The sequence below is a fragment of the Nocardia sp. NPDC051990 genome (genome assembly GCF_040680755.1).
GTDB lineage: Bacteria > Actinomycetota > Actinomycetes > Mycobacteriales > Mycobacteriaceae > Nocardia.
This window is the reverse complement of record NZ_JBFAXH010000006.1, coordinates 350,861-375,765: the sequence shown is the minus strand read 5'-3', so window position 1 is coordinate 375,765 and position 24,905 is coordinate 350,861. Positions and strand designations below refer to the sequence as shown.

Annotated in this window: 28 protein-coding genes; 10 read left to right on the top strand and 18 right to left on the bottom strand. The window is 66.2% G+C overall.

What is annotated here, in order from left to right; translation table 11 throughout:
* Positions 1–128 precede the first annotated feature (128 nt).
* Together AB0L63_RS15380 and AB0L63_RS15375 are read right to left on the bottom strand one after the other, a co-directional pair.
* Positions 129–572, bottom strand: coding sequence for a hypothetical protein (locus tag AB0L63_RS15380; RefSeq protein ID WP_364500168.1), 444 nt, complete (start codon positions 570–572; stop codon positions 129–131).
* 86 nt (positions 573–658) lie between these two features.
* Positions 659–1,276, bottom strand: coding sequence for a PaaI family thioesterase (locus AB0L63_RS15375; RefSeq protein ID WP_364500273.1), 618 nt, complete (start codon positions 1,274–1,276; stop codon positions 659–661).
* A gap of 239 nt (positions 1,277–1,515) precedes the next feature.
* On the opposite strand from AB0L63_RS15375, the gene AB0L63_RS15370 reads away from it, so the two are divergent.
* From AB0L63_RS15370 to AB0L63_RS15350, 5 genes are all read left to right on the top strand, one after another.
* Entirely contained in the window at positions 1,516–2,409 is an 894-nt protein-coding gene (locus tag AB0L63_RS15370) for a 1,4-dihydroxy-2-naphthoyl-CoA synthase (RefSeq protein WP_364500165.1), read from the top strand.
* Between the two features lies 1 nt (position 2,410).
* Positions 2,411–2,803, top strand: a complete 393-nt coding sequence (locus AB0L63_RS15365; RefSeq protein ID WP_364500162.1) for a VOC family protein — start codon at positions 2,411–2,413, stop codon at positions 2,801–2,803.
* Between the two features lie 410 nt (positions 2,804–3,213).
* On the top strand, positions 3,214–4,374 hold the full coding sequence (menE, locus tag AB0L63_RS15360) for an o-succinylbenzoate--CoA ligase (protein WP_364500159.1): 1,161 nt from the start codon (positions 3,214–3,216) through the stop codon (positions 4,372–4,374).
* A 209-nt stretch (positions 4,375–4,583) separates the two neighbouring features.
* Complete coding sequence (locus AB0L63_RS15355; RefSeq protein WP_364500156.1) at positions 4,584–5,567, top strand: ATP-binding cassette domain-containing protein; 984 nt, start codon at positions 4,584–4,586, stop codon at positions 5,565–5,567.
* Positions 5,564–6,403, top strand: a complete 840-nt coding sequence (locus AB0L63_RS15350) for an ABC transporter permease (RefSeq protein WP_364500153.1) — start codon at positions 5,564–5,566, stop codon at positions 6,401–6,403. The genes AB0L63_RS15355 and AB0L63_RS15350 overlap by 4 nt, the downstream gene beginning before the upstream one ends.
* Positions 6,404–6,439: 36 nt before the next feature.
* Here the strand turns inward: AB0L63_RS15350 and AB0L63_RS15345 are convergent, their stop codons facing one another.
* On the bottom strand, positions 6,440–10,012 hold the full coding sequence (locus AB0L63_RS15345) for a BTAD domain-containing putative transcriptional regulator (RefSeq protein ID WP_364500150.1): 3,573 nt from the start codon (positions 10,010–10,012) through the stop codon (positions 6,440–6,442).
* 255 nt (positions 10,013–10,267) lie between these two features.
* On the opposite strand from AB0L63_RS15345, the gene AB0L63_RS15340 reads away from it, so the two are divergent.
* Complete coding sequence (locus tag AB0L63_RS15340; RefSeq protein WP_364500147.1) at positions 10,268–11,140, top strand: 1,4-dihydroxy-2-naphthoate polyprenyltransferase; 873 nt, start codon at positions 10,268–10,270, stop codon at positions 11,138–11,140.
* A 59-nt stretch (positions 11,141–11,199) separates the two neighbouring features.
* Here the strand turns inward: AB0L63_RS15340 and AB0L63_RS15335 are convergent, their stop codons facing one another.
* From AB0L63_RS15335 to AB0L63_RS15325, 3 genes are all read right to left on the bottom strand, one after another.
* On the bottom strand, positions 11,200–11,583 hold the full coding sequence (locus AB0L63_RS15335) for a phage holin family protein (RefSeq protein ID WP_364500144.1): 384 nt from the start codon (positions 11,581–11,583) through the stop codon (positions 11,200–11,202).
* A 230-nt stretch (positions 11,584–11,813) separates the two neighbouring features.
* Positions 11,814–12,899 (bottom strand): PLP-dependent cysteine synthase family protein, encoded by a 1,086-nt coding sequence (locus AB0L63_RS15330; RefSeq protein ID WP_364500141.1) that lies wholly within the window; start codon positions 12,897–12,899, stop codon positions 11,814–11,816.
* The gene (locus AB0L63_RS15325) at positions 12,896–13,246 is read right to left on the bottom strand and encodes a DUF4229 domain-containing protein (protein ID WP_364500139.1); all 351 of its coding nucleotides are present in this window, start codon (positions 13,244–13,246) and stop codon (positions 12,896–12,898) included. The genes AB0L63_RS15330 and AB0L63_RS15325 overlap by 4 nt, the downstream gene beginning before the upstream one ends.
* A 182-nt stretch (positions 13,247–13,428) precedes the next feature.
* Here AB0L63_RS15325 and AB0L63_RS15320 point away from each other — a divergent pair, with 182 nt between their 5' ends.
* Both AB0L63_RS15320 and AB0L63_RS15315 read left to right on the top strand, forming a co-directional pair.
* Positions 13,429–13,638 (top strand): BldC family transcriptional regulator, encoded by a 210-nt coding sequence (locus AB0L63_RS15320; RefSeq protein WP_062983746.1) that lies wholly within the window; start codon positions 13,429–13,431, stop codon positions 13,636–13,638.
* 127 nt (positions 13,639–13,765) lie between these two features.
* A complete protein-coding gene (locus AB0L63_RS15315; protein ID WP_329413729.1) occupies positions 13,766–13,963 on the top strand; it encodes a hypothetical protein in 198 nt (65 codons plus the stop codon).
* Positions 13,964–14,044: 81 nt separating this feature from the next.
* Here the strand turns inward: AB0L63_RS15315 and AB0L63_RS15310 are convergent, their stop codons facing one another.
* The gene (locus AB0L63_RS15310; protein ID WP_364500134.1) at positions 14,045–14,203 is read right to left on the bottom strand and encodes a hypothetical protein; all 159 of its coding nucleotides are present in this window, start codon (positions 14,201–14,203) and stop codon (positions 14,045–14,047) included.
* A 33-nt stretch (positions 14,204–14,236) separates the two neighbouring features.
* Positions 14,237–14,851 (bottom strand): hypothetical protein, encoded by a 615-nt coding sequence (locus tag AB0L63_RS15305; RefSeq protein ID WP_364500132.1) that lies wholly within the window; start codon positions 14,849–14,851, stop codon positions 14,237–14,239.
* A gap of 290 nt (positions 14,852–15,141) precedes the next feature.
* Between AB0L63_RS15305 and AB0L63_RS15300 the strand changes: the two genes are divergently transcribed.
* Positions 15,142–15,807 (top strand): hypothetical protein, encoded by a 666-nt coding sequence (locus AB0L63_RS15300; protein ID WP_364500129.1) that lies wholly within the window; start codon positions 15,142–15,144, stop codon positions 15,805–15,807.
* A 67-nt stretch (positions 15,808–15,874) separates the two neighbouring features.
* Here the strand turns inward: AB0L63_RS15300 and AB0L63_RS15295 are convergent, their stop codons facing one another.
* The 7 genes from AB0L63_RS15295 to hemL form a co-directional block, all read right to left on the bottom strand.
* Positions 15,875–16,141, bottom strand: a complete 267-nt coding sequence (locus AB0L63_RS15295) for a hypothetical protein (RefSeq protein WP_364500126.1) — start codon at positions 16,139–16,141, stop codon at positions 15,875–15,877.
* Positions 16,142–16,504: 363 nt separating this feature from the next.
* Positions 16,505–17,473 carry a c-type cytochrome biogenesis protein CcsB gene (gene ccsB, locus AB0L63_RS15290; protein WP_364500124.1) on the bottom strand — a complete coding sequence of 323 codons (969 nt, stop codon included), beginning with the start codon at positions 17,471–17,473 and terminating at the stop codon, positions 16,505–16,507.
* A gap of 2 nt (positions 17,474–17,475) precedes the next feature.
* Positions 17,476–19,113 (bottom strand): cytochrome c biogenesis protein ResB, encoded by a 1,638-nt coding sequence (locus AB0L63_RS15285; RefSeq protein ID WP_364500121.1) that lies wholly within the window; start codon positions 19,111–19,113, stop codon positions 17,476–17,478.
* Positions 19,110–19,946, bottom strand: coding sequence for a cytochrome c biogenesis CcdA family protein (locus AB0L63_RS15280; RefSeq protein WP_364500118.1), 837 nt, complete (start codon positions 19,944–19,946; stop codon positions 19,110–19,112). The genes AB0L63_RS15285 and AB0L63_RS15280 overlap by 4 nt, the downstream gene beginning before the upstream one ends.
* A 295-nt stretch (positions 19,947–20,241) precedes the next feature.
* Positions 20,242–20,865: a TlpA disulfide reductase family protein gene (locus AB0L63_RS15275; protein WP_364500115.1), complete on the bottom strand. Its 624-nt coding sequence runs from the start codon at positions 20,863–20,865 to the stop codon at positions 20,242–20,244.
* Positions 20,862–21,539 (bottom strand): histidine phosphatase family protein, encoded by a 678-nt coding sequence (locus AB0L63_RS15270; protein ID WP_364500270.1) that lies wholly within the window; start codon positions 21,537–21,539, stop codon positions 20,862–20,864. Before AB0L63_RS15270 ends, AB0L63_RS15275 begins: the two co-directional genes overlap by 4 nt.
* 146 nt (positions 21,540–21,685) lie before the next feature.
* Complete coding sequence (gene hemL / locus AB0L63_RS15265; protein WP_364500113.1) at positions 21,686–23,023, bottom strand: glutamate-1-semialdehyde 2,1-aminomutase; 1,338 nt, start codon at positions 23,021–23,023, stop codon at positions 21,686–21,688.
* Between the two features lie 196 nt (positions 23,024–23,219).
* Here hemL and AB0L63_RS15260 point away from each other — a divergent pair, with 196 nt between their 5' ends.
* Positions 23,220–23,600, top strand: coding sequence for a hypothetical protein (locus AB0L63_RS15260; protein WP_364500110.1), 381 nt, complete (start codon positions 23,220–23,222; stop codon positions 23,598–23,600).
* A gap of 28 nt (positions 23,601–23,628) precedes the next feature.
* On the opposite strand, the gene AB0L63_RS15255 is transcribed toward AB0L63_RS15260, so the two are convergent.
* The 3 genes from AB0L63_RS15255 to AB0L63_RS15245 all read right to left on the bottom strand — a co-directional run bounded on the left by AB0L63_RS15255 (position 23,629) and on the right by AB0L63_RS15245 (position 24,816).
* Entirely contained in the window at positions 23,629–23,868 is a 240-nt protein-coding gene (locus tag AB0L63_RS15255) for a hypothetical protein (protein ID WP_364500108.1), read from the bottom strand.
* Positions 23,869–24,016: 148 nt separating this feature from the next.
* On the bottom strand, positions 24,017–24,283 hold the full coding sequence (locus AB0L63_RS15250) for a hypothetical protein (RefSeq protein WP_364500105.1): 267 nt from the start codon (positions 24,281–24,283) through the stop codon (positions 24,017–24,019).
* On the bottom strand, positions 24,280–24,816 hold the full coding sequence (locus AB0L63_RS15245) for a hypothetical protein (protein ID WP_364500102.1): 537 nt from the start codon (positions 24,814–24,816) through the stop codon (positions 24,280–24,282). Before AB0L63_RS15245 ends, AB0L63_RS15250 begins: the two co-directional genes overlap by 4 nt.
* Positions 24,817–24,905: the final 89 nt, after the last annotated feature.

Genomic DNA, 24,905 nt, shown 5'->3' with positions numbered 1-24,905 from the left:
GATGAACAGCCCGACCATCTCTTCGACACCGGGCAGCTCCGGTGGCCTACCGGCTCGACGACTCGGACGCGAGACAGCAGGGGGCCGCGAACCCGCCGCGCCGAGGGCGCGGCAAATCAAACACAGCGTCAGGCGTGCCGCTGCACCAGGTCGCCCAGCCGTGGCAGGGCCTCGATGACGTTCTTCTTGGCCGAGGAACGCATCGACGAGTAGACCTTCTGCAGCGCCGGACGGCTCGAGGCCTCGGCACGCGCGTCGGTCACCGAGAGCAAAGCCTCGGCGACCTCATCCGACTTGGCGACCAGCAGTTCGGCGAACTTGCCGGACCCCGTCGCCGTGTATTCCTGCCAGTACGGCTCCAGCTGCGTTACGAGCTTGGGCGCCAAGGACTCCAGCGCGTCCGGCACGATGGACGGGCTGATTTTCTTGACCGCCGCATAGCCACCTTTGACGGCCAGGCCCGACGCACCACCCTTGTCCGACACCTCAGCGTCCAGCACCTCCTTGGCATCGGCAAGGAAGGCCGTACGCTTCGCGTCGTCGAGCAGGGATTCAGACAGTGCTGCAACCACTTTCAGGTTCCTCCGAGATCGATGTCGATGAACGAGCGCACGTCACTATACGCACCGGTGCGCGCACTCACACGGCGCTCATCCGGCTACGGCTGCCACGGCAGCAATTGGACCATCAATCCTTCGCAATCCGCGAGGACATTGCCCTGCTCATCGACCAGTTCGGCGGTGATGAAGGTCTTTCGCCCTTCGATGCGATCGACGCGACCCCGCACGGTCAGCGGCGTCTGCAACGGCGTGATCTTGCGGTAGTTCACATGCAGATAGGCGGTGCGGCTGATCGGCCGTCCGGCGTAGTGCACGATCATGCCGAGCAGATCGTCGAAGAGCAGTGGGAGCACGCCGCCGTGTGCCGCGCCGTTGCCGCCGAGATGGAAGCGGCGGAATTCACCGGTCATCACGATGCCGTCGGGTCCGGCCTCGACCACCTGCCACGGCAGCAGCAAAAGGCTTCCGCGCCCAGGCAATTCGACTGCGCGGCCGGCCGGGCCCTGGAGTTCCGGCGCACGGTAGGGCTCGAGCAGATCGATGAGTTCGCGCGCCCGGTCGAGTGCCGCGCCGAAGATCTCGTCGGGGGCGTCCACGGAGACGGCCAGATCCTGCAGCGTGCGCATGGCCTCGACGAACGGGACGTAGTTGGCGCCGATGTGCGCGCGGGAAACCTTGGGGAAGCCGCCGTGCTTCTCATACCGGGATTCGTCCACCGCACTGTTGTCGATGCGCGGACCGGACCGCCCGACAACATGGTCTGGAACCCGTTTCACTGTCTCGCGCCCGCCCGTCGCCCGACCGCCGCCCCTCATCGAATCGCTTCGTGATGCTCTCTCCATCCCTGCACGGTATCGCGTTGTTATACACCGTCAAGTCGTACTGTCGAGTAATGGAATCGACACCATCGAAGTCGCTCGCACCCGAAACGTCGGTGGGGGCAATAATCACTGGGGTGACGTTCAATCCGAAGCTGTGGCGACCCGTTCCGGGGTTCGAGAACCTGACCGACATCACCTATCACCGGCATATCGAACAGGGCACCGTCCGGGTGGCCTTCGATCGGCCGGAGGTGCGCAATGCGTTCCGCCCCCACACGGTCGACGAGCTCTATCGCGCGCTCGATCACGCCAGGATGACCCCGGACGTCGGCGCGGTGCTGATCACCGGCAACGGCCCGAGCCCCAAGGACGGCGGGTGGGCCTTCTGCTCCGGCGGCGACCAGCGCATTCGCGGCCGCAGCGGCTACCAGTACGCCGATGGCGAGACCGCGGACACCGTCGACCAGGCGCGTGCGGGCCGCCTGCACATCCTCGAGGTGCAGCGGCTGATCCGGTTCATGCCGAAGGTGGTCATCGCACTGGTCAACGGCTGGGCCGCGGGCGGCGGGCACAGTCTGCATGTGGTCTGCGATCTGACCCTGGCCAGCCGCGAGCACGCCAGGTTCAAGCAGACCGATGCCGATGTCGGCAGCTTCGACGGCGGTTACGGCAGCGCCTATCTCGCGAAAATGGTCGGCCAGAAATTCGCGCGGGAGATCTTCTTCCTCGGCCGTCCGTACACTGCCGAGGAAATGCATCAGATGGGTGCGGTGAACAAGGTCGTCGATCACGCCGAACTGGAAAATGTCGCGCTGGAGTGGACCGCCGACATCAACGGCAAATCCCCACAGGCCCAACGCATGTTGAAGTACGCGTTCAATCTGCTCGATGATGGTCTGGTCGGTCAGCAGCTCTTCGCGGGCGAGGCCACCCGGATGGCGTACATGACCGATGAGGCGATCGAGGGTCGCGACGCCTTCCTGGGCAAGCGCAAGCCGGACTGGACCCCCTACCCCTGGTACTTCTGAGATGGACGTCCTCAGCAGCCGGGTCATCCTGCGGCCCGCCGACTACCGGACAACCCTCGCCTTCTACCGCGACGGGCTCGGCTTGGCGATCGCGCACGAGTATCCGGGCGGCACGGTTTTTTTCGCTGGACAGTCGCTGATCGAAGTGGCCGAGCACGGCGGATCGGGCAAATCGACCATCTTCGAAGGCGCGCTCTGGCTGCAGGTACGCGACATTTCGGACACCGCGGCGGAGCTCGCGCTGAAGGGGATTCGGATCGAGCGCGAGCCGGTGCGCGAGCCGTGGGGATTGATCGAAATGTGGGTGCGCGATCCGGACGGGGTGCCGATCGTTGTGGTCGAAGTGCCGGCCGAACATCCGATCCGACGGGATTCGCGCTGGTCACCGGACTGATCGCAGCGCAGGCGGCGGCGCGGGCGATTCGGCTCGGGTTGCCAATGCCGGCCCCGGCGAGGACGATAGCCCATGGATGGTCGCCCGACCGCCGACGCCTGGGCGACCATTTTGAGTACCGTCCTCTGAGTGAATCGCAGTCTCGATGTCCGGCGTACCCGTGCCCTCCTCCCTGACGCGGCCGAACCCCCGCACGCCGCCCCAGCAAACCGACCCCTGCCGCGTGCGGTCGTGTTGACATGACACGATCAGACTCGTGAGGGAGCGCAGCGAGCGAATCATGAACACAGCGCGCCTGCGCACGACGGCGCCGGGCACCAGCGAGGCGCGGTCATGAGCGAGCACAGCGAGCGAATCAACAACACAGCGCCACCGGCGATGGCCGGGCCGAGCGCTAGCGAGGCCCGGTCATGAGCCGAACTCTGCGTACACTGCCGATGCCCACCGGATCGGGACTGGGCGATGTCATGCCGCATCTGCGAGAAGTGCTGGAAGGCAACGGCCCCGCATGGTTGCCGATACCGACCAGCGACCGTCGGGAGGCCCTGCGACTGAGCGACGCGCTCGGCCCCGGTGAACCGATCGATGACGAGGTGGCGCTCGTGGTGACCACCTCCGGCACCACCGGTGTGCCGAAGGGCGCCATGCTCAGCTCCGCCGCGCTGCGGGCCAGCGGGACCGCGACGCACGATCGACTCGGTGGCCCCGGCACCTGGCTGCTCGCCCTGCCGACCCATCACATCGCGGGCATTCAGGTGCTGCTGCGCAGCATTCTGGCTGGTACCGAACCCAGCGTGCTCGACGTTTCCGGCGGCTTCCTCCCCGAGGCGCTGGCCGGCGCGATATCCGGTATGCGCGGAGATCGCCGCTACACCGCACTGGTTCCGACCCAGCTGATCAAGGCGCTGGAGGCACCTACTGCCGCCGCGGCGCTCGCCCAGTTGGACGGCGTGCTCGTCGGCGGGGCGGCCACTCCGGCACCGGTCTACGAGCGCGCGAAAGCGGCCGGTATCAACGTCGTTCGCACCTATGGCATGAGCGAAACCTGCGGTGGCTGTGTGTACGACGGAGTTCCGCTCGACGGCACCGAGATTCGCATCGAGGATGGCCGCGTACTGCTCGGCGGCGCGATGATCGCCAACGGCTACCGCGGCCAGCCCGACCATCCGGCCTTCGCCGAACCGGGCTGGTTCCGCACCGAGGACGCGGGCACCTACGACAACGGTGTGCTCCGCATCAGCGGACGCCTCGACGAGGCGATCATGACCGGCGGGCTGGTCGTCATCCCGCAGGTGGTGGAGGCCGTGCTGATCACGCATCCGGGCATCAGCGAATGCGTGGTGCTCGGGTTGCCCGACGATCGGCTCGGCCAGCGGGTCGCGGTCGCGGTGGTCCCCGCCGCCGGCGCCACCCCGACCCTCGAGGAACTGCGCGATCATGTCGTGCGCGAACTCGATGCCATCGCCGCACCGCGCGAACTGGCGCTACTCGACGAACTCCCGCTGCGCGGCCCCGGCAAGCCGGACCGCGCCAAACTCCGCGAATGCTTGTCCGCCTCTCCCCGTATCTAGGCGCCAAACCTAGGTGCCACCACAGTCGCGTCGGCGACCTGCGATGGCATGGTTAGCCGGTTCCCGGCGAGCTACCCATGTTCTCCAGAATTCAGTAGTTGCGTTTCCCGCGTTGACCTAGCGGTGTACGCGCCACGCGATCGCGATGCAAGGTCGCATGACACCGTCGTGCAAGGGCCGTGCAAGACGGCAGCCACACAGTGTTGTGCATGACTTCTTACACACCCACCGCAGCGCTCGCCGTCGAGGCGGACAGCCTGGTCAAGGTGTTCGGGGAACAGCGCGCCGTCGATGGTGTGAGCCTGGCGGTTCCGCAGGGCTCGGTCTATGGCGTGCTCGGCCCGAACGGCGCGGGCAAGACCACCACCATCCGCATGTTGGCCACCCTGCTGCGCCCCGACGGGGGCAGCGCTCGCATCTTCGGCCGTGACGTCGTCGCGGAACCGACAGCGGTCCGGTCTCTGGTCGGTGTCACCGGGCAGTACGCCTCGGTCGACGAGGACCTCACCGCGACCGAAAATCTGGTTATCTTCTCCCGCCTGCTCGGCCTCAGCCGGATCGACGCCAGGCGCAAGTCGGTCGAACTGCTGGAGGAATTCGACCTCACCGAGGCGGCGAACAAGCCGCTGAAGAACTTCTCCGGTGGCATGCGGCGCCGTCTCGATCTGGCCGCCAGCCTGATTGCGACACCGCCGCTGCTGTTCCTGGACGAGCCGACGACCGGCCTCGATCCGCGCACCCGCGCCCAGATGTGGGAGACCATCCGCCGTCTGGTCCGCGAGGGCGTAACGGTGCTGCTCACCACGCAGTACCTGGACGAGGCCGATCAGCTCGCCGACCGGATCGCCGTCATCGACCACGGCAGGGTGATCGCCGACGGCACCGCCGACGAACTCAAGGCCTCGGTCGGCGGCTCGTCACTGCATCTGACCCTGGTCGATCAGGCCCAACTCGACGAGGCCCGCCGCATTGTCGGCGACTTCCTCGGCACCGAGGCCCAGATCACGCCCGAGGCCGGACGGCTCACGGCGCCGCTGCCGGACGCGGGCATGACCGCCGATCTGCTGATCCGCCTGCGCGAGTGGGAGATCGCGATCGACGAGATCACCGTCACCAAGCCCAGCCTCGACGAGGTCTTCCTGACCATCACCGGCCACCCGGCCGACGACGAAAACGAACGGAGCGCGGCATGACAACCATCACCGCCACCGAAAAGGCCGCGCGGCATGCGGCACCGCATTTGATTCCGGAGGCCAGCAACCGGATCAGCCTCCGCCAGACCGTGGCGACCTCGTTCACCATGGCCTACCGCGGCATCCTCAAGATCAAGCACAATCCCGAGCAGCTGTTCGATGTGACGATTCAACCGATCCTGTTCACCGCGCTGTTCGCCTACATTTTCGGCGGCGCGATCGGCGGCAGCGTGCACGACTATCTGCCGGTCCTGGTTCCGGGCATCCTGGTGCAGACAGTCATCCTGACCTCGGTGGTGACCGGCACCCAGTTGCGCGAGGATATGGACAAGGGCGTCTTCGACCGGTTCAAGTCCCTGCCCATCGCCCGCATTTCGGCGCTGGCGGGTGCGTTGATCGCCGATATGGTGCGCTACGCGCTGGCGACGACGCTGACCATTGTGGTCGGCCTGGCCATCGGCTACCGGCCCGAGGGCGGTGTGGCCGGTGTCGTGGTCGCCGGATTGGTCATTGTGGTTTGCTCATTCGCAGTGAGCTGGATCTGGGCGCTGGTCGGCGTCACCGGTAAGAGTGCCGCTGGTGTGCAGGGCATTTCGATGATGGTGATGTTCCCGCTCACCTTCATGTCCGGCGCGTTCGCGATGGTGAGCACCATGCCGGGCTGGATGCAGGCACTCAATCACGTGAATCCCGTGTACTACATGGTGAATGCGGCCCGAGCGCTGATGAACGGCAATGTCTACGGCAGCGATCTGGCCTGGTCGCTGATCGGCTCGGTGATCGTGATCGTGATCTTCGCGCCGCTGAGCATCAAGGCGTACATGCGTCGCGCGTGAACCGATGACCCGGAGTCGCGGTGGGAGACGGTAATGTCACCCGCCGCGATTTTCGTTGTCGCAGGACAATTCCTGCAGGAGTTCGAGAATCCTGTCGGCCGCCTGCCGTTGACGCATTCCGCCGGCCCTGGTCAGTGCTTCGTCGAAGCGCGCGTCCCCCACCGTCGTTCGGTGCAGTGCCGCGTGACGTCGCAATTCTGCCGACGGATTATCCTGTCGCGCCATCACTTTGCCGGCCAGCGAGACCAACTCCAAGCCGATCTCCGAATGTCGTCCGACCGCGAGATAGAACGTGCCGACCGCATTGCCGACCGCACCGATCTGCGGCAGATCGTAGAACTGCCCGAGCCGCCGCCCCGTCGCGAGGCGGACCAGGGTGCGCGCGATATCCGCGCCGGCCCCCGCCCGCCCGTGCAGCACGTGCGCGTCCACGGCCCCGCTCGCGGTCATCAGAATGCCCGGGCCGGGCATAGGTTCGTCATCGGGCCAGCCGTACAGGTCGAGTGCCCGCCGATAGTGGCGCAGTCCGGCGTCGATATCGCCCTCGGCCAGTTCCAGTTCCGCCATTCCGATGACGACCGGCGCCAGGCGGTGGTTGCGTCGGATATGCGGATCGTCGATCGCGGTGCCATGTGCCGGATCACCATGCCGAGCGCCGAGCGCCGAGCCCAACTCCCACCGCGCTTCCGCGAGCCGACCCGCGCCGATCAGCGATACCGCGAGATAGCTGCGCATCTCGACGACTTCTTCGTGGGCGCGCAACTCGCGCAACAGTTCCCCGGCCCTGCGGTAGTACTCGACCGCATCGGCGTAGTTCGCGGTCTGTCCGGCGAGCTGTCCGAGATGTTGGGTGACCATCGCCGTGCCCCACACAACATCGCTGCTCTCGATCAGCTGCAGGGCCGTCTTCGCGTCCCGGGTGGAACCGTAGACGTGGCCCGCGTTCTCCCGGATATTCGCACGCATGAACACCGCCGCGGCGCGGACCAGGGGGTCCGGCGACCTGGCACCGTCGGCGAACCGCCGCGGCGCGTCGGCACCCGAGACATCCGCGATGGCCATGGTGCCGAGAAAGCGCGCTCCACCATTGAGATCGATTGCGGTGCCGAGCAATCGACGGACTCGCGCCCGCGTGGTCGCCACCTGCCGCAGAGCGCCGCCCAGGTACAGCATGTGCATACCGGTCAGCAGGTGCGCGAGCATCTGCAGATCGGCGACCGTGCCGCGCACCGGACCGGGTTCCGGTGCCAGGGTGATAATCCGGCGCGCCCAACCACCCAGCTCCATATGTGCGCCACGCATCACCCATAGCGTGCCCACGATCGGGAAGACCCGGTACACCGTGCGGGCATCCTTGCGTTCCAATGCATACCGCAGCACCGCGACCAGGTTGTCGAGCTCCGCACCGACCGAGAGCACGGTGGCCACCTCGTTCGAGAGATAGTGGTGCACCGTGGCGATCGAATAGTCACGCGCCCAGCGCGACATGCGATCCATCACCACGGGTCGCTCGTCGATCGCACCCGGAATGCCGGCCGCCGCATCGGATCCGGTCAGCGCGAGCTGTTCCTCACCGAATTCGCGCACCGTCTCCAGCATCCGATAGCGGGTTCCGATCAGGCCCTCGTCGTCGTCCAGAACGGTGAGCAATGATTGGCCGACCAGTCCGTCCACGGCCGTGGACACGTCGTCGATATCCGGGCCGCCCGCCACCACTTCGGCGGCATCGAGGGTGAACCCCGCCGGAAAGCGGCACAGCCTGCGCAGGGCGATCTGCTGCGGCTCCTCGAGCAGATTCCAGCTCCACGCGATCACCGCGTGCAGGGTGCGATGTCGTTCCGGCGAGGAGCGATCGCCGGTGCGCAGCAAGGCGAATCGGTGTTCCAGGCGGGTTTCGATCTCCTCGACGCTCATGGTCCGCACGCGGGCGGCCGCGAGTTCGATGGCCAGCGGCAGCCCGTCGAGTGTGCCGCACAGCCGGGCCACCACTTCGGGATCCAGACGCACGGTGGGCCGCACCGCGCGCGCTCTGGCCATGAACAGTTCGGTTGCGGGCGATCCAGCCGCGTCGATTGCCAAGGGCGCCAGCGGATAGACCGTTTCCGCCGTGATCGCCAGTGGCGCGCGGCTGGTGGTGAGCACGCTGAGCTGGTCGCAGCTGCCGACCAGATCGGCGACCACCTCGGCGACCGCATCGATCAGATGCTCACAATTGTCCAAGATCAATAGCGTCGGGCGGGCGGCGAGCGCATCGCGCAGACGGCGACCGGCATCGCTGTAGCCGATCGAGCGCCGCCACGTCGGCTCGAGCACCATCTCGCCGAGGCCGAGCGTCGTGCTGATCGCGGCCTCGACATCGGTGCGCGGATCCGCGGCAGCGGTATCGGCCCGCACCGACGCCAGCTCCACCAGCACCACGGATTCGCTGCGCGCGACTCGAGCGCCCAATTCGTTGGCCACCCTGGTCTTTCCGGTGCCGCCGGGGCCGAGCACGGTCGTCACCCGGGAGCGGTGCAGCAGTTGCCCGAGTGCGTCCAGATCAGCGGCACGTCCGAGCAGGGCATTGGGGGCCGCGCGCAGGCCGATCGCCGAGACGACACTCGGCGGTGCGGCAGCGACCGAATCCGCGACCCGTCCAATCGAATCCAACGCCATCGAATCCAACGCCATCGAATCCCGCCCGGCGGAATCTCGTTCGGCCGAATCGCGTACCGCGACCGATACGGTCGGATCACCTGGTGCGACCGAATTCGCGATGGGCGTCGGAGTCGGCATGACCCCGATATGCTCGGTGCGTGCTGTGAAACCGGGCATCGGATCACCGCGCAGGATGGCGGTATTCAGCTCCACCAGCGCCGGACCCGGATCCGCGCCGAGTTCTTCGACCAGCCGCCCGCGGATCGATGCGAAGACATCGAGGGCTTCGTTCGGCCGCCCGGCCGCGGCGAGCAACCGCATCACGATGGCGTGCGCGGGCTCGTCGAGCGGCTTCGCGGCCGCGGTTCGGCGGGTGATCGCCACCGCGCCGTCGAGATCACCGCCGGCGACCCGGGCGGCGACCTCGATCGCCTCGAGTTCGGACCACCGGTGCGCGGCCGCAGTGCGTAGTTCGTCGGCAAGGTCACCCGCGGGGAGGTCGGCACCGGGCTCGCCGCGCCAGAGTGACCTGGCCCGGGTCAGCACCTCGAGACATCCGGCGTGGTCACCGCTGGCCTGTTTGGCGCGGGCCGCGCGCACCAAGTCGTCCACGAGGGTCACATCGACCTGATCGGCGGTCAAGGTAAGGCGGTATCCCGCCGGACCGATCTCCAGCGCCGCATCCGGTAGCGTCGCGCGCAGCCGCGACACCTGAGTGTGCAGCGCGTTCGTCGGCGCGCGGGGCGGCTGGTCACCCCACACCTCATCGATCAGCGCCTGAGCACTGCGGCTGCGGCCGGGGCGCAGGGCGAGAGCCGCGAGCAGCAGCCGCGACCGCGCCCCGGGTAATGCCGCGAGCGTGCCGTCTCGGCGTAGCGCGATTTCGCCCAGCAGGGCCACTACGACCGATTCGCCTGCGGGCGTCGTCAGGGTTTGACCTCGGCCGTTCGGGCCGCTCTGATCCGGAGACATTCCGTCGTTATCGTATGCGAGCCGCGGCGCGAGCGACGGGCCCGAAGGCGGTATCGCAATGTGACGAAGGGACCCAGGAGCGCCGCCATCGAATACTGCCTGTTGAGCTTGCATGGAACTGATCGCGAAGGTGTTCCCTTCGACAACATGATCGGACAGGAATTCGAGAAGGGCCTCGACCGGCCGATGGCGGCCGCGGAGTCCAACTGAACCGCCCGAGCGGGCCGGATAGCGCCCGCGCATTAGGCTGCGAATATGGCTACTGCAGCGCAATGGCTCGAGGGCGCACGGCCCCGTACTCTGCCGAACGCGATCGCCCCTGTCCTCGCCGGAACCGGCGCCGCCGCCTCGATCGATGGCGCGGTGTGGTGGAAAGCCGTTCTCGCGCTGCTGGTTTCGCTGGCCCTGATCATCGGGGTGAATTACGCCAACGACTACTCCGACGGTATCCGCGGCACCGATGATGTGCGGGTCGGTCCGCTGCGGCTGGTCGGGCAGCAGCTCGCCTCGCCCGCCGCGGTCAAGAATGCCGCGATCGTCAGCCTGGCTGTTGGAGCGGTCTTCGGGCTGGTGCTCGTCATCGCGACGGCGTGGTGGTTGCTGCTGGTCGGCGCGGCCTGTCTGGCCGGTGCCTGGTTCTACACCGGCGGCAGCAAGCCCTACGGCTACAGCGGGTTCGGTGAGTTGGCGGTCTTCGTCTTCTTCGGTCTGATCGGTGTACTCGGCACCGAATTCGTGCAGGCCGAGCGGATCGAATGGGCGGGCCTGGTACTGGCGATCGGGGTCGGTGCGTTCTCCAGTGCGGTACTTGTCGCCAATAATCTGCGCGACATTCCGACCGATACCGAATCCGGGAAGGTCACCCTCGCGGTCAAACTCGGCGATCCGCGGACCCGGACGCTGCATCTGGCGCTGCTCGCCGTGCCGTTCATCGCGACGCTGCTGTTGGTCGTCCGCACGCCGTGGGCGCTGGTCGGACTGGTCGCCGTGCCGTTGGCGGTGCGCGCCAACGCACCGGTGCGCTCCGGTATGGGTGGGCTGGAATTGATTCCGGCGCTCCGCGATTCAGGGTTGGCGCTGTTGGTGTGGTCAGCGGTTACCGCATTGGCGCTGGGTATCGCCGGTTAGTCGGGTATCGCCGGTTGATAGCGCGCGAGTGACCAGGAGGGTAGCCCGCGCCGCAGCTATCAGTCGCCGTCCGGGACCAGGATGCCGAGGACCCAGTTGACCACCGCTACGATGATGCCGCCCCAGACGGCGGCCCAGAAGCCGTCGACGCGCAGGCCATAGTCGGTGGTTTCGGTGATCTTCGCGGTCAGCCACAGCATCAGTGCGTTGATCACCAGCAGGAACAGGCCGAGGGTCACGACTACCAGCGGTAGCGATAGAAGTTTCACAATCGGCTTGATCACCGCGTTCACCACGGTGAAGACCACCGCGATGACCAGGATGACAATGACCTTCCCGCCATTGCCCTTGTCCGCGGGACTGAGAATTTCGATCTTGTCGACCCAAGCGGCGGCCAGCCAGATGGCCACCGCATTGATGATCAACCGAATCAGAAGCTGCATGTGCCAATGCTAGGCCCGGCGGGCGGGTATGCGCTGCCACAAAGCGCCAATCGGGTGGCGCGATCGAGTAACGCGTGCACCTTCGGTCGGAGCGCATCGATCGCCTGCGGACCGCCGAGGATGCGGGTGGTGGTCGCATTGGGCGCGCGCAGCATGCCGAGCAGCAGATGCCGGAATCACCGATGCCGAGCTGAAAGATCTGTTGTAAAGAGCCTTTCGAACAAAGGCGGCTAGCCGGACCAGATGCCGGTCGCGGCGAACTTCTCCAGGATCGCGGCGGGCTCGGCGAGGTTCATCCCCTGCGCCTGGACCCAGGCGTCATCGAAATACGTTCCGGCATAGCGATCTCCGCCGTCACAGAGCAGCGTGACCACGCTGCCCGAACGACCGGTGGAGATCATTTCGGCGATGAGCGCGAACGCACCCCACAGATTGGTTCCGGTGGAACCGCCTACGCGGCGGCCGATTACCCGACTCGCGAGCCGGGCGGTGGCGATCGACGCGGCGTCGGGTACCTCGATCATCCGATCCACCACCTGACCGACGAACGACGGCTCGACCCGCGGCCGGCCGATTCCCTCTATGCGCGAGGGCATTCCGGTCTGATAACCGGCGTCGGCCGTTTCGTAGCCGCCGTAGAACGCGGAGTTCTCCGGGTCGACCACGGCCAGTTTCGACGGGTAGCGGTGATAGCGGATATAACGACCGATGGTGGCGCTGGTGCCGCCGGTACCCGCACCGACCACGATCCAGTCCGGCACCGGATGCGCCTCCAATTCCATTTGCTGGAAAATGGATTCGGCGATGTTGTTATTGCCGCGCCAGTCGGTGGCGCGCTCGGCATGGGTGAACTGATCCATGTAGTGGCCACCGCATTCGGCGGCCAGCCGCACCGCCTCGGTGTACATATCCGGTGGGCGCTGCACGAAATGACAACGGCCGCCTTGGGCTTCGATCAACTCGATTTTCTGCGGCGAGGTGCGCGCCGGCATCACCGCGATAAAATCCAGGCCGAGCAATTTGGCGAAATACGCCTCGCTGACCGCGGTCGAACCGGACGACGCCTCGACCACCGTGGTGCCCTCGGTGACCCAGCCGTTGCAGATCGCATACAGAAACAGCGACCGCGCCAGCCGGTGCTTGAGGCTGCCGGTGATGTGGGTCGACTCATCCTTCAGATACAGCTGGACTTGCCAGGCGGCGGGCAGCGGGTACCGGATCAGATGGGTGTCGGCACTGCGCTGCGTGTCGGCCTCGATGAGCCGCACGGCATTGTCGACCCAGGCGCGTGGCGTACTGCGATCGCAGGACTTCACGAGGCCGAACCAGTCGGGTTGTCGTTACCGCGCAGCCGGGCGCGCAGCTGCGCCTTGTCCTGGCGACGCTTCGCGTCGACGACCGCAATGTCCTCGTTGACCCGAGCGCGCAACTTCTTGAACAATGTCAGCGACAGCGGCATCGCGATGATCAACGCGAACAGGGCGGCGACTACCAGCGGGATCTCCACCGAGACGAGCCAGGCGACCCCGATGACCGCGGCGGTGATGACGACGACCAGCCCCAGCCTGGCGAGCGTATACAGCGCCAGGTGGCGGGCCAGCCGCGCGCCGGCGCCAGCGGTTTGTTGTTTGGGTTCACCCTGTGGTGGAGTTGCGTCACTCACGCCGTCCAGCCTATGCGAAGCTATTGCCCAGCCTCGGCGATACCTGCTGTCGAGGACGGGCGCATATCCGTTTTGTCTATTACTTCCCCTTTACCAACTGTAGGTGGTTCGAGTACCTAGGGGTTGCAGTGCGACGATGGCGCCATCTGATGAGGGAACTGTCGAGAACGGAGAGGTTTGCTATGACTGCGATCACCGTCGGCGGCCAGGACACTCTGCTGACCCCAGGCCAAGTTGCCGCCATGTTCCACGTCGACCCGAAAACCGTCACCCGCTGGGCCCACGCCGGGCGCCTTGGGTCCCTGCGCACACCGGGCGGGCACCGCCGGTTCCGCGAATCCGAAGTACTCCAGCTGCTCAAGTCGCTGACCACCGAGGCGACCGCACGCTGATCATGGTCCGCGGGCCCAAAGCTGTGAGCCGAGTCTCGCCGTCCAGGGGCCCGCACCCACCAATTTCGTTTCTGCGGTGTTCGAAGGCTACGCACGCGACTACCCTCGTTAGCAGGAGGTGAGCGACGTGACGTACCTGTTGGCACTCATCGCGGTAGTTGCAGTCGCGGTGTTGTGCTGGAAGGCGTTCGGCCCCGAGAAGACCGCCGGACCGCCCACGCGTTCGCCGCAGCGCAAGCGCATCAAAGGGCCCGACGACGACCCAGAATTCCTCTGGCGTATTTCGCGCCAGCATCGCGACGGTGACGGATCCGCCGAACGCTGAGCGAGTTGCGCCGGGTTCGCCGTGCTTTTCCGGCAGCCGGACGCGAATCCCTCAGTCGTGCAACCATATTGACCACACGGTCTATTTGCTGCGCCGACGCTGAATCGCGCCGCGGGGAAGCCTCCGCAACCGGTTGCTACCGCTGACGCGAAGTCCGACCAGCCGCAGATCCTGCTGCTCCTCCTCGGCCAACAGGCCGACCAGGTCGCGGGAATTCATCTCATCGAAGGCCGCCGTCATGCCCCTCGACGTACGGTTCGGCAGCTCGAACGATCACGGCTCGCCGTTGATGACGGCCATCAACGCGTCCATGAAGGACTGCCCGCCCATGATGTAGCCACCGGCCATCGCGCCGATAACCGCGCCGATCGGGCCAGTGATGAGGCTGAAGAAGAAGACACCGACGATAGCGCCGATGATGAGGCCGAGTACGCCGCCGAGGACCACGCCGACGATGTTCTTGTTGATTTCGTCGGTCAGGCGGGCCATGGAGTTGACCGGCTGCATCTCGCCGATGTTATTGGCGGTCAATTTCGGTGTGAGAGCGAGGGTTCGGCCGTCATCGGAGATCGTCTGGTCGACCGCGACATGGGTGCCGGAGAGCTCGTAGGTCAAGGGGACTTCCGCGACGACGGCGCCGGCGTCCGACTTCAGCTCGACCTTGGTGCCGTTGTCGGCGAGTTCGAACTTGCCGCTGTCGACGACAGTGGTGAGCACGCGGTGCGCATCCGGGGTATCGGAAGCCACCGTGCGGTAACCGATTCCCTGCTCGACGCCGGAGGCCGACACCTCTTTGGCAACTTCCGTTGGCTTCGCATTCGCGGTTCCGGCCGCGATTCCCACGGCGGCGATGGACACGAGGGTGACGGCGAACGTGCCGAACTTCATCAAAATTTCCTTCTGACAAGCACCGGCCCAGATAGCCGGTTGACGCGTCTAGCGCCACGTAGCTTGTTGCCTCGCACGATATTTGGGAAACCTTCAAAGGTTATCGTTATTTGATTGTTATACAAATATTCGACCCGTGATCGTTTCACACATGTATTTTGCTGTCCCCACGAATGGGATGACTCGACGCACCGCATCGAATGGTGTAGGCATGACGTGATTTCTCGCTATCCAATTTTCAACTTCGGATCTCGGCATGCGAGTTCGAACAGCCCTGGAGGACGTCACAGGTGTCGCGTCAACGTATCCGTGCGGGTCTCACCTTGACGGTCTTCATAGCTGCAACCGCGCTGGCCGCAGCTGTCGTGGCGGTCGCCGCGATGTCGCTGAGCAACGGCAAGTCCACCACGAGCAGCCCATCGCCCGCGGCGCAGAACGACGTCGCACCGACCACGGCGTCGGAACCGGCGTTCCCCGAGCTGCCGCTGACCAACCCCGAGGCCCCACCGACCACCTCTGCCATCCGCAGCACCTTCGACAAGATCGCGGGCGGCCTGAAGGTGGACGTCGGTGACTGCGTCGAGATCGGCGGCAGCGGCGACACCCCCACCCTCGGCAAGACCGCCTGCGGCAGCGCCACTTCTGGCTACAAGGTCATCGATAAGGCGCCCGATAACGCCGCCTGCCCCGGCGACGCCGACCGCACGCTCGACGACACCCTGCGCGGCATCAACCGCGCCGCCCTCTGCCTGGACATCGACTGGGTAATCGGCGGTTGCGTGGATCCGAACAAGGACAACCCCAAGCGCCTCGACTGCGACACCAAGGGCGTCCCCGACGCGGTCCGCGTCGTCGACATCAAACAGAACACCACGAACGTCAACATCTGCTCCTCCAGCGACCGCGGAATCGTCTACCACCAACGCCAATTCGTAGTCTGCGTCTACCGGTTGTAGGCGTTGGGCAGCACCGGAAATGCCTGGGCCCGACATCTCGCGGAGCAACGGGATCAGCGTGCGGTGGTCACCACGGCATCCCGTTGCACCCCGCAAAGTTGGCGGACAAGGTGCACATCGAGGTGATTCCCAGCAGTTTGAGCACCGTCACCGAAGCATCGGCAGATCCGGTGGCCGATCCCGTACCACCGGCCGTGGCAGCCGCCGTCTGTGCGGTATTCGCCGGAGCCGGTTCCAGCGCAACACCGGGCGATGCCGCGGCGGAGCCCATTGCCGCACCGCCCCCGAGGGCGAACGCAACCACGGCCACACAACCGACAACTGTCCTCTTCATGATCCTCTTCCTGTCATCGAATTCGCTTGTCACACAGCACGCTAACCGGGCTCGAAACCGGCCGACAGCCGGATTTACAGGTGCCATTGCTTCTGGGGTCCGGGCAAACTGTGTCGGTATACATCGCGACGACGGAGCAGGTCTGGGCGCTACACGACCCACGCCGGAGCAGCTACGCGTCGCAATTCCGCTCGGCGCGTTCGTCGGTCTGTGCATCTGGCGAAACGGCTGGCTTTTGGACCGCAGACGTCGACTTCATCGAAGGTGAAGGTGTTCGGCAATGGCAATGGCTGGAAGACCTCCAGCACTACCTCGCATCGCTGCTCATACCGGACTGATCAGCATTTCCGCAGGTAACGCCCTCTAGTTCAGCCCGGCGTACGAGTGCAACCCGCTGATGACGATGTTGATGATGAACAAGTTGAACAGCATCGCGACGAAACCGGCGATATTGATGTAGGCGGCCTTGGTGTCGCGCCAACCCGATGTCGCGCGGGCGTGGAGGTAGGCGGCGTAGAGGACCCAGGCGATGAAGGAGCAGGTTTCCTTGGGGTCCCAACCCCAGAAGCGGCCCCAGGCGGCTTCGGCCCAAATGGCGCCGAGGATTACGCCAGCACCGAAGAGGGGGAAACCGATGATGGTGGTTTTGTAGGCGAGGCGGTCGAGAGTGCGGGCGTCGGGGAGGCGGCGGGCGATGGCGCCGAGGATATTGCCGGATTCGGCGCCTTCGGGCTGACGCAGGCGGTAGAGGAACAGCAGGCTGGCTATGCCGGAGACCAGGAAGACACCGCTGCCGATGCTGACGATGGTGACGTGCACCGGCAGCCAGAACGACTTCAGTGCGGGCACCACGGGTGCCGCGTCGGCGTAGAGCACGGTGCCGGCCAGGAACAACAGGATGAGGATCGGAACGAGCAGGAAGACCCACATCGAACGATAGCGCTGCTCACGCAGGAACACCATGCCGACGACGGCGGCCGCGGCGGTCGCCATGGTGACGAATTCGTACATGTTGCCGAGCGGGAAGCGGTGGGTTGCGAAGCCGCGCAACACGATCGAGGTCACGTGCAGGGCGATCGCGACGAACAGCACCGCGAAAGCCATATTGCCCGCGCGGTCGGCCAACGGCCTGGCCTGCGGCGTCTCGACCCGGCCGGGCCCGGCGGGACGATCGGAACCGCCGCCGACGGTTACCAGTTCACGCGCGACGACCTGCTGCGTCCGTGCCGCCGCGTACTGCACGATCAGCAGCACCAGCACCAGCGCGTACACGACGATCGCCGATTTGAAGGCGAGATCGCTGTACTGGGCGATGGTCTCGTCGATCGGCATGGTCACTCTCCCGTGGCGGATTGGTCATCGAGCAGGCGCTTGCGCAGGCGATCGAATTCGCCGCCCCAGCCCGCCTGATCGGTTCTGGCGAGCCCGCCCATCTCTACTACGGTGCGTCGTTTGTCGACGATACCCGCTTCGTCGTCGGCCGGATAGACGCGGATCCAGATGCGCCGCCGCTTCACCAATAGCGACACCAGCAACCCGGCCATCATGGCCAGTGCGCTCACCAGCACCCACTGCTGCGCCGGATCGTGGGATACCTGCAGATTCACGAATTCCTGCGCACCGTCGAAGGTGACCTTGGTGCCATTGGGCAGCGTCGTCGACTCGCCGGGACGCAGGTTGACCCTGGCCTCCTTGGTCAGTCGCCCCTGCTTGACCTGCTCGGGATCCAGCGCGAACAACGACTGCGGCTTACCGGTATCGAGGCCGGTGTCGCCGCGATAGACGTCCACCGCGACGGCCGGATCGTTCATGGTCGGGAACGAGGAGGTCAGCAGGCTGCCGTGCAACAGCGCGGTCGGTGCGAACAAGCCCTCGATGGCGATCTGGTTCTTGCGGCGCTCTTCGTCGGTCGCGTACATGCCGCCGGGTGGATCGATCCGCAGCACACCGCTGGACAGGAAGGTCTGCGCATTATCAGGCCGCCATTGGACGGTCTCGGTGCGGGTCTGCCCGTTCGGGAAGGTCACCGTGAATGTCGGTGCGTAACCGTGGCCCTGCAGGTACAACCGGTCCCCCGCGACACGCAGCGGATGGTTCACCTGGATCTGCGCATCGCGCCAGGTATCGCTGTGCAGATCGCCGCCGGCCTGATATTCGATATTCGAGGTGAACATCTCGGCCTGGCCGTTCTGCAGGTAGTCGGCCTTGAAGTCCTTGACCCGCACGCACAATGGCGCCATACCGGTGCCGTCGTTGACATTGCCCGCCTTGAACGAGTCGAAGACCGCGGGCGAGGTCGTGCAGAAGCCGGGACCGTTGTTCGCGATGACGATGACGCTGCCCTCGTAACCGAAGAGCTTGCCGACCGCGATGGCGGCGAGCAGCCCGACCAGGGCCAGGTGGAAGACGAGGTTGCCGAGCTCGCGGGTGTAGCCCTTCTCCGCGGAGAGCGTGATCTCGCCTTCGCGAGTACCGTCGCGCACCTCGGTTCGCCAGCCGCGCAGTTCTTTCCGCGCATACTCGAGCACGGAGTCCGGTGTGCCGTCGACGGTCTCGCGGTGGTGGTGCGGCAGCCGAGACAGATTGCGCGGCACCCGAACCGGCGGCGTGCGCAACGCGCGATAGTGATCCAGGCAGCGCGGCAGAATGCAGCCGACGAGCGAAATGAAAAGCAGCGCATAGATTGCCGTGAACCAGAAGCTGGAGAACACGTCGAACAGCTGGAACCGGTCCATCCACGGCCCGAGTGTCGGGCGGTCGGCAATGTACTGCTCGACCTTGCCCTCATTGAGATTTCGCTGCGGCAGCAGCGCACCCGGAATCGCACCCAGGGCCAGCAGGAACAGCAGTACCAGCGCGGTGCGCATGCTGGTCAGGCCGCGCCAGGCATTGCGCACGAGCGCCCAGGCATGCCCGATGGGGGACTGCTTCGGCCGCGTCACCGGCGCCTCGGGTCTGTCGAGCACGGTCATATCGGCAGTGTCACCTCGGAAACGAACACATCGCGCACCCAGGCGACGAACTGGTCCCACGCCCCCGTGACCAGCGCGATCCCGACCGCCACGAGCAATATGCCCCCGATGATCTGAATGGTGCGCGAATTGCGCCGCAGCCAACCGACGCCGCGCAACGCACTCGCCGAACCGAAGGCCAGGATCACGAACGGCAGTCCGAGGCCGAGGCAGTAGGCGACGATCAGCGCGACGCCGCGCACGGCCGTGGTGCCCTCGGTCCCGGCCGAAACCGCCATCACCCCGGACAGCGTCGGCCCGAGACACGGTGTCCAGCCGAGCGCGAAGACCGCGCCGAGCAGCGGAGCGCCCAGAATACTGGTGAGCCTGCGCGGCTCCATCCGCGTATCGCGCTGCAACGCGGGGATCAGGCCGATGAACACCAAACCCATCAGGATGGTGATGACACCGCCAACCCGTTGCAGCAGTTCACGATTCACGTTCAGGGTCTGGATGACGCCGAAAACCGTTGCGGTGGCGAGCACGAACACCACGGTGAAGCCCGCGACGAACAAACCGGCCGCGCCGGCCACTCGGATCCGACCCGTACGTGCCGCAGCCCGATCGACCGAAACCGCGGTGCCGCCGAGGCTTTTGGCCTGCGCCGCGGTGGCGGGCGGCGCCTCGGCACCGACCAGCCCGGCGAGATAGGACAGGTAACCCGGCACCAGCGGCACCACACACGGCGACGCGAACGAGACCAGTCCGGCCAGTACGCATGCGCCGAGCGCCAATAACAGCGGCCCCGTCGCCGCCGTTTGCTGGAACGAATCACCTACTGCGGCAAGCACCATCAGTCGGACTCCAGTGGGGGTCGATCGGCGCGCTCTGGCACCGGCGCAGCATTAGTATTCGTTGCGGGGGGAACGAAGTCCATCATGGAATCGGCGGCGGCGCTGCGCGGTACCGCGGCGACGCCGACCCACCGGTCATCGACCGTCCAGACACCGCGAACAAGACGGGCGGCCTGCCGCGGGCGACAGGCACGCGGGCTACGAGTACGGCGATCGCGATTCACGATTGCACCTTCCTACCGCTCGCTCTCGAGCGGGACGTCATGACGGCATGGGCCGAACGGCTTCCGCGGTATCACTGCGACCCTTCCGCGGCAATGCGTTCGACGATTGGTTGGAGGTCTTCCGCCAAGAGCGACCGGAGGAAGACAGCGGCGACCCGATGTTGCCGATCCAGCACCAGCGTGGTGGGAATGACACTGGTCGGGAAGTTGCCGCCGAGCGCGAGCAGGGTGCGCATGGACGGGTCGTAGACGGACGGATAACCGACCTTGTTGTCGATGACGAAGTCCTGCGCCTTGTCCTGCTGGAAATCACGGACATTGATGCCGAGAAAAACGACGCCCCTGTCCTTGGTTGCCTCGTAGACCTTTTCGAGCGCGGGCGCCTCGGCGCGGCACGGCCCGCACCACTGCCCCCACAGATTGAGCACGACCACCTTGTCCGGAAAATCGGCGACCGAGGTCGTCTTGCCCGAGGTCATCAGATCCGGCCCGGCGAGCTTGCCGATGGTGCCACGCGCGGCGGGCGGATCGTAGAAAATATCGGTTTTGCCACCGGGCGAGACGAATTCGAACGTACCGCCGGAGGCCACCGCATCCTTCCCGGTCGAACATCCCGCGAGCGCGGCCACCAGGGCCACGCACGCGAAAAGGACCAGCGCGAAACGCCGGGCCGACGGCCGGGAAGAAGTTCTCATGCGCCGTGCACCGTGGGATCCGAACCACCCGCGGGCTCGGAGTAGACGATGTCGACGAGGGTGTCGCCCTGGTAGACCAGTGAGGTCAGCGAGGCGAGCGAGCACTGCCGGTGCCGCGGATCGTGCCAGAGCCGCTGGCCCTGCAGGAACCGCCGCAGCGTCCAGACCGGCAGCTGATGCGATACCAGCACCGCCTCGTGTCCGGCCGCCTCGACCCTGGCCTTGTTGACCGCGGCCAGCATGCGGTGCGCGATCTGCAGATACGGCTCGCCCCAGGACGGGGTGAACGGATCGCGCAGCTTCCACCAGTGCCTCGGCTTACGCAGCGCACCGTCGCCGACCGAAACCCGCAGGCCCTCGAAGGTATTACCGGCCTCGATCAGGTTCTCGTCGGTGCGCACGAGCAGCCCGTGCTGGCGCGCGATCGGATCCGCGGTCTCCTGCGCCCGCTGCAGCGGCGAGGCGATGACCAGCGCGACATCGTGTTCGGCCAGCGACCGTGCGACCGCACCGGCCTGCGCGCGACCGGTCACCGAGAGGCTGAATCCGGGCAGGCGACCGTAGAGAATGCCCTTCGGGTTGTGCACCTCGCCGTGTCGCAGCACGTGCACGATGGTCTCGACGGTGTCGTGCGCCCCCGCATCGACCGACGACTCGTCGCCACGCGGGCCGATGACGATGCCGGAAGTACGCGGGGCAGCCGCAGCGACGGGCCCTTCCGTCTCGTCGGCATCCGAGGCATCGGACCGATCGACGATTTCGAACTTGTCAGCGGGGATGTCTGGTAGTTCGCGCACTTCTGAATCTGGCTGGTCGGAACTCACGCGCGGAATCCTTCGGGGGTGGCGGCCGCGGCCGCATGTGCGGCGGCGGGCAGGGCGGCGGCGATACGGTCGAATGCGTCCTCGTCGAGCGCCGCGGAGACGAACCATGCCTCGAACGCGCTCGGCGGCGCGTACACACCGCCGTCGAGCAGTGCGTGGAAGAAAGCTGGAAAGCGCCAGGTCTGGCTGGCTTTGGCGGCGGCGTAGTCGGTGACCGGACGGTCGGCGAAGAACACGCTCACCATATTGCCCGCGAACTGGACCTGATGCTCGACCCCCGCCGCTGCGAGCGCCTCGGTGAACAAGCCACCCAGTCGCTCGGCATTGTGATCGAGTGCGGCGTACACCGCCGCATCGGCCGCCCGCAGCGAGGCGAGCCCAGCGGCGACGGCGACCGGGTTCCCGGACAGAGTGCCCGCCTGATACACCGGACCGAGCGGCGCAAGGTGATTCATGATCTCGGCGCGCCCGCCGAACGCGGCGGCAGGCAGTCCACCGCTCATCACCTTGCCGAAGGTGTAGAGGTCACCGGCGACACCGTCGCGACCGAACCAGCCGGACCGGCTCACCCGAAATCCGGTCATCACCTCGTCCATGATCAGCAGCGCACCGTCCGCGGCTGTCAGCTTTCGCAGGCCCTCGTTGAAACCGGGCAGCGGTGCGACGGCACCCATATTGCCTGCGGCTGCCTCGGTGATAACGCACGCGATTTCACCCGGATGCGCGGCGAAGGCGGCGGCAACGGCGTCGATGTCGTTGTACGGCAGCACGATGGTGTCGCCCGCTTGCGCGCCGGTAACGCCCGGCGAGGTCGGCAGGCCGAGCGTCGCGACACCCGATCCGGCATCGGCGAGCAGTGCGTCCACATGACCGTGGTAGCAACCCGAGAATTTGATGATCTTGGCGCGACCGGTGTAGCCGCGTGCCAACCGGACCGCGCTCATGGTGGCTTCGGTGCCGGAGTTGACCAAGCGGACCCGGTCCACCGGCGCCACCCGTTCGGCGATCAGCTCGGCGAGTTCGATCTCGGCCTCGGTCGGCGCGCCGAACGATAGTCCGCCGACCGCCGCGCGCTGCACCGCCTCGACCACCGCGGGATGCGCATGGCCGAGAATCATCGGACCCCACGAACACACCAGGTCGACGTATTCGTTGCCATCGACATCGGTGAGTGTGTAGCCCTTGGCCGATGCAATGAATCGCGGTGTACCGCCGACGGACTTGAAGGCCCGCACCGGCGAATTCACACCGCCCGGAATCACGGAGGCGGCCCGGTCGAAGAGCTGAGCCGAGACCGGCACCGATGCCCTGGTCACGCGCGGAGAAGAACTCACGACATCCAGTGTCTCAGCCCTATTGGAAGGAGTCGACGACAGGGTGTAGTCGAGTGACGCAGACCGCAGCTCGGTCGTGCGGACCGGAGCAACACGCCGATCACGGTTGCGACCAATATCGATCGCTGACCGATTGCTGGTGCGTAATGTCGGTGCGTCGTCGCACTCGCACCATCCAACCCATCGGGAGGATCCAATGCGGTTTACCGTCATCAGTGCCACGATCATTGCCGCGCTCGCCGCCGCCGTCACGTTCGGCACCGGGACAGCGGCCGCCGCTGATCCGATCAGCCAGCCCGACCGGGTCGGGCTACACCTGGATCACGCGGAGACCACAGCCCTCGGCGACGGACCGCTGCCCGCAGTGGTGACGATGGTGGTACCGCTCAACCGGATCGGTGCCGGACTCAAAGGCGATACCGAGATCCACCGCGACGAGAACGGCGGTGTGCACGCCTCATTGCGCCAGGTCATCATGGAGGCGGCCGACCATCTGGACGGCACCGTCACGCTGTACCTGAACGCGCCGGGCACCAGGGACGGCCGCGTGCTGGACGTCTATCAGAACTGGAGCTAGCTGCTGGCAGCCGGCAGGGTGGGTCGATTCAGGCGTACATGCATGGCGCCGAGGCCGAGACGGTGTGCAGCTGGCACATGAAGTTGTTGTACACACTCGCCGAACCCGAATCGGGCACGAAGATCGGCGCGGGCTGGGCCACCTCAACCGAAGTGTCGGTCTGAGCGGCGGGCTCCAACGGCAGTCCCGGCGCGGCCCATGCGGGCGCCGCACCGATCACGGCCGCCCCGACGACCGCCGCGCACACTTTCCCGGCAAAACGAATCACAAGCATTTCTCCCAGTCGACACAATTCGGATGCTGGCCGAAAGCATAACGGCCACAACAGTATTCACCGAATGCCGACCATTGCACCGCACGGTCGCGGCACCTGTCCGGTTGCGCGGTCGCGGCCGATGCGCCAGGGCTGTACCTGGTCAGCGTGCCCGCGCGGCACGCACCGTGCGCGCGACGGCATCGATGGCGAGCACACCGGACACCATGACCAGGACGGCGGCCAGCACCAACCACGGAGCGCTGTAGCGGGTGGCGTCGAAGCCGGGCACATCACCCGACGGCGCGAAGGTGGTGATGATCAGCCCGTTGCGCCAGCTCACCACCGCGAGAACCGCGCAGCCGAGCGCGAGGGTGAACTCGACCAATGCCGTCAGCATCCGGTCACCGAGCGTGATCAAGCGCTTCAACGATCCGCTCCCTTCTCGCTGTCTTCGGTCTCCTCGGTCCGCGTGGGCGGGTCGGCATCGGTCCCGCCGAGTGCTTCGGTAAGCGCGGCCCGCAGTCCGCGGTGATCCTTCGCCCACGCCTGCACCAGGTCACCACCGACGAGCCGCAGCCCGATGCCGGTGCGTCGGCGTGGTAGCCCGCTCAATTCGCCGAGCGAACGCGCCGATTCCCAATCCTCATCATCCCAGGCGTCCTCGTCCCGCTCGGGCAGCACCGCATCGATCGCCGCCAGCGGCAGGGTCTCGGTGCCTTCGCGCAGCGTGGCTGGGGTCAACTCGACGCTCACATGCCGTTGCCCCGCGATCACCTGCAGCACAACGAAACCCGCGATGAGCGCGGCACAGAAAATAAGGGCGAACCAGTGCACCTGGGCAGCGGTCACCAATTCCAGAATCAGTACGACCAGACACAACAGCGGCCCGTAGGCCACCGAGCGCCAGCGCGCGCCCGGTTCGGCGAACAAGATGGTCACGCCATCCCCGGAAGCCGTCACACCATGCTCCCGGTCGCGCCACGCAGAGCGACGGGAATCGATATCCGGCCCGGGATCAGCCGACCGCGCCGGGCAGTATCAGCAGCGCG

Bases quoted from the DNA above. Each gene is read 5' to 3' on its own strand.
- AB0L63_RS15345 (WP_364500150.1), bottom strand. From the start codon at position 10,012: ATGTCTCCGGATCAGAGCGGCCCGAACGGCCGAGGTCAAACCCTGACG.
- AB0L63_RS15280 (WP_364500118.1), bottom strand. From the start codon at position 19,946: ATGGTGCTTGCCGCAGTAGGTGATTCGTTCCAGCAAACGGCGGCGACG.
- menE (WP_364500159.1), top strand. From the start codon at position 3,214: ATGAGCCGAACTCTGCGTACACTGCCGATGCCCACCGGATCGGGACTG.
- AB0L63_RS15320 (WP_062983746.1), top strand. From the start codon at position 13,429: ATGACTGCGATCACCGTCGGCGGCCAGGACACTCTGCTGACCCCAGGC.
- AB0L63_RS15310 (WP_364500134.1), bottom strand. From the start codon at position 14,203: ATGACGGCGGCCTTCGATGAGATGAATTCCCGCGACCTGGTCGGCCTG.
- AB0L63_RS15340 (WP_364500147.1), top strand. From the start codon at position 10,268: ATGGCTACTGCAGCGCAATGGCTCGAGGGCGCACGGCCCCGTACTCTG.
- AB0L63_RS15295 (WP_364500126.1), bottom strand. From the start codon at position 16,141: ATGAAGAGGACAGTTGTCGGTTGTGTGGCCGTGGTTGCGTTCGCCCTC.
- AB0L63_RS15275 (WP_364500115.1), bottom strand. From the start codon at position 20,865: ATGAGAACTTCTTCCCGGCCGTCGGCCCGGCGTTTCGCGCTGGTCCTT.
- AB0L63_RS15260 (WP_364500110.1), top strand. From the start codon at position 23,220: ATGCGGTTTACCGTCATCAGTGCCACGATCATTGCCGCGCTCGCCGCC.
- AB0L63_RS15285 (WP_364500121.1), bottom strand. From the start codon at position 19,113: ATGACCGTGCTCGACAGACCCGAGGCGCCGGTGACGCGGCCGAAGCAG.
- AB0L63_RS15350 (WP_364500153.1), top strand. From the start codon at position 5,564: ATGACAACCATCACCGCCACCGAAAAGGCCGCGCGGCATGCGGCACCG.
- ccsB (WP_364500124.1), bottom strand. From the start codon at position 17,473: ATGCCGATCGACGAGACCATCGCCCAGTACAGCGATCTCGCCTTCAAA.
- AB0L63_RS15305 (WP_364500132.1), bottom strand. From the start codon at position 14,851: ATGAAGTTCGGCACGTTCGCCGTCACCCTCGTGTCCATCGCCGCCGTG.
- AB0L63_RS15335 (WP_364500144.1), bottom strand. From the start codon at position 11,583: ATGCAGCTTCTGATTCGGTTGATCATCAATGCGGTGGCCATCTGGCTG.
- AB0L63_RS15355 (WP_364500156.1), top strand. From the start codon at position 4,584: ATGACTTCTTACACACCCACCGCAGCGCTCGCCGTCGAGGCGGACAGC.
- AB0L63_RS15365 (WP_364500162.1), top strand. From the start codon at position 2,411: ATGGACGTCCTCAGCAGCCGGGTCATCCTGCGGCCCGCCGACTACCGG.